Raw genomic sequence first — 2,591 nt, 5'->3', positions numbered from 1 at the left:
GAGATGGTTATTGTCCGCGACATTCCTTTCTCGTCTACCTGTGAGCATCACATTTTGCCTTTTGTGGGCAAGGCGCACGTTTGCTACATTCCACAAAATGGTCGTATTACCGGCCTTTCCAAGATTGCTCGCTGCGTCAGCGGATATTCTCGCCGCCTGCAGGTACAGGAGCGTTTAACGGGCCAGATTGCAGACGCTATGGTAGAAGAGCTTGATCCCTTGGGCGTTTTGGTGGTTATGGAGGCCGAGCATACATGCATGAGCATGCGCGGTATTAGGGCATCGGGTGCTTTGACCACCACGTCTGCGGTTCGCGGCATTTTTAAAACTAACGAGAAAACCCGTGCAGAGGCTATGCGTCTGCTTGGTCTATAAGAGGTATGTACGCAATGAGTTATTCTGTTCCTTTTTCTGTGCCTGAGCTGAGCTATGAGCAGTCTTTAAAGGTGCTTCACGATACAAAGAAGTTTGGTATTCAGCCCCTGCTGGAGAGCGTGGAAGACATGCTCAAAGAGCTGGGCAACCCTGATCTCTGCTTTAAGAGTGTCCAGATTGCAGGTACTAACGGCAAAACGTCTACCTCTAGATACACTGCAGCCCTGCTCAAGGGAGAGGGTCTCAAGACCGCTCTGTACACGTCTCCTGAGCTCATCAGCTATACCGAGCGAATGGAGATCAACGGCACGCCCGTCTCTGAGGCGTCTTTTGCTCACGGCGTTTCAGCTGCTCAGGTAGCAGGGGAGCGCGTCAATGCTCAGCGAGTCGCCTTGGGTGAGCACCCTTATGACATCACCGAGTTTGATCTGCTTACCGTTGCAGCTCTAGTGGTCTTTGCCGAGGCAGAGATTGACGTCTGTGTGCTTGAGTGTGGCATGGGTGGCAGATGGGACGCAACAAGCGCTGCGCAAAACATCACCTCCGTTGCTATCACGGGCGTTGGCCTGGACCACACACGCATCTTGGGCGATACCCTTGAGGCTATTGCTGGCGAGAAGGCCGCCATCATCAAGCCTGGTCGTACCTGCGTGCTTGGGGTGGGAACGACAACTCCTCAGAGCGTCCAGGACGTATTCTTGTCCCAGGCGGCTTCTGCAGGCGTTGTCCCAACTCTTCTTGTAGCTGACAAGCTAGAAGACGTTGAGGGAGAGGTTTCTGCTGGTAAGACTACTGACCATCCAGAGCTGCCTCACGCACATTTCTTCATTACCAAAAAGCCTAAGAGCATTGGATTTCCGCTGGAGCTTACGGTTGTAACACCGCGTGCAACTTACGAGGATCTTGCCGCACTGAAGCCAAGCTACCAGGCAGCAAACATTGCTCTGGCAACCTGCTTGGCCGAGGATTTTCTTGGTCGTCCACTTGATACAGAGAAAGCGTTTTTCTCCACAACCAGGTGCCCTACACCAGGTAGATTCCAGTTGCTTCAGCCAAAGCCTTTAGTCCTTATCGACGCGGCTCACAACCCCCAGTCAATTGAGACATTCTTAACTGCTATCCGCTCAATTGAGCCAGAAGTTACCAATCGTCCTATGCTTTTGACTGCAGTTTTTGCAGATAAAGATGTTAAGGGCATCGCAGAACTTCTCGCCAAAGAGTTCCCTGAGGTGGCGGTTACTCAGACAGATAACGATCGCGCCATGGATGCAGAAGAGCTTGCTGAGCTGTACAAAGCCTGCGGCGCCAACGTGGTAGCTGTGTACAGAAGCGTTCCCGAAGCAGTGGATGCCTTGCGCGAGAAGGGCTTTGTGGCATGTGGAACAATTTCACTTGCTGGTGAGGTTGCTGCACAATTTAGCGATGCTTTGGTAAAATAAATTTATCTGCGACATTTCGCTCATTTTTGAGGCAGTTTGTCGTACGATTTAGGAGAGAACAAAAAGCCAGCAGAAGGGGCTGTCAGATGCAGGAGATTCTTGATCAGATTATTACACCTGAGGTACGTATGGTTATTTACCTCATGGTCATTTGCGTCGTAATGCTTTATATCCTTTCCATCATCTACGTTATTCGCGATGCTCAGCGTCGTGGCGCAGAGCCTTGGTGGATGTGGGCAGTCATTTCTGTTGTTCCTGTTGTTGGCCTGCTTGCTTACGTTATTTTGCGTCCAAGCAGCTACCTCATTGACCGTGAGGAGCAGGACTTGGATATTGCCCTTCGTGAGCACCAGCTGTCTCACTACGGCATTTGCCCTAAGTGCTCCGCTCCAATCGACCGCGATTTTATCGTGTGCCCAATCTGCAATACGCAGGTTAGAAACGTTTGCCCAACATGCCATCGTCCACTGAACGCAGACTGGAAGGTTTGTCCTTACTGCCGTACTCGCATTCAATAACGTTTGGTTTTGTTCTTTATGATGGCAATCTGGTGTTTTACAACAGAGACTATGTAGGCGTCTGCTCCTAAGCTCCCGTGTGAGCAGAGTAGGCGCCGTGCCTGTTTCTATGAGTAGCTACCTCTGAGGGGTTTTACATGAAGGTTTTATATAACGACGGCCATGTTGGCGAGATTAACGATCCAGCTGAAGAGCTTGAGGTTATTCGTCACGATGCAGCTCACCTGCTTGCTCAGGCTTTGAAGCGTCTGTATCCTCA

The 2,591-nt window shown here is 50.9% G+C and carries 3 protein-coding genes; all 3 read left to right on the top strand.

The window, feature by feature from the left end; genetic code table 11:
- Positions 1–375: GTP cyclohydrolase I FolE (gene folE, locus RWJ43_RS06650; protein ID WP_314009149.1), on the top strand; the 375-nt coding region annotated here is incomplete at its 5' end.
- Between the two features lie 14 nt (positions 376–389).
- Positions 390–1,814: a glutamate ligase domain-containing protein gene (locus tag RWJ43_RS06645; RefSeq protein ID WP_314009147.1), complete on the top strand. Its 1,425-nt coding sequence runs from the start codon at positions 390–392 to the stop codon at positions 1,812–1,814.
- An 86-nt stretch (positions 1,815–1,900) separates the two neighbouring features.
- Positions 1,901–2,332, top strand: coding sequence for a zinc ribbon domain-containing protein (locus tag RWJ43_RS06640; RefSeq protein ID WP_012808713.1), 432 nt, complete (start codon positions 1,901–1,903; stop codon positions 2,330–2,332).
- The last annotated feature ends 259 nt before the right edge of the window (positions 2,333–2,591 follow it).

The sequence above is a fragment of the Lancefieldella parvula genome (assembly GCF_963530955.1).
In the GTDB taxonomy this organism is placed as follows: domain Bacteria; phylum Actinomycetota; class Coriobacteriia; order Coriobacteriales; family Atopobiaceae; genus Lancefieldella; species Lancefieldella parvula_A.
Note: the sequence above shows the minus strand (reverse complement) of the source record. Positions and strands in the feature narration are given on the sequence as shown.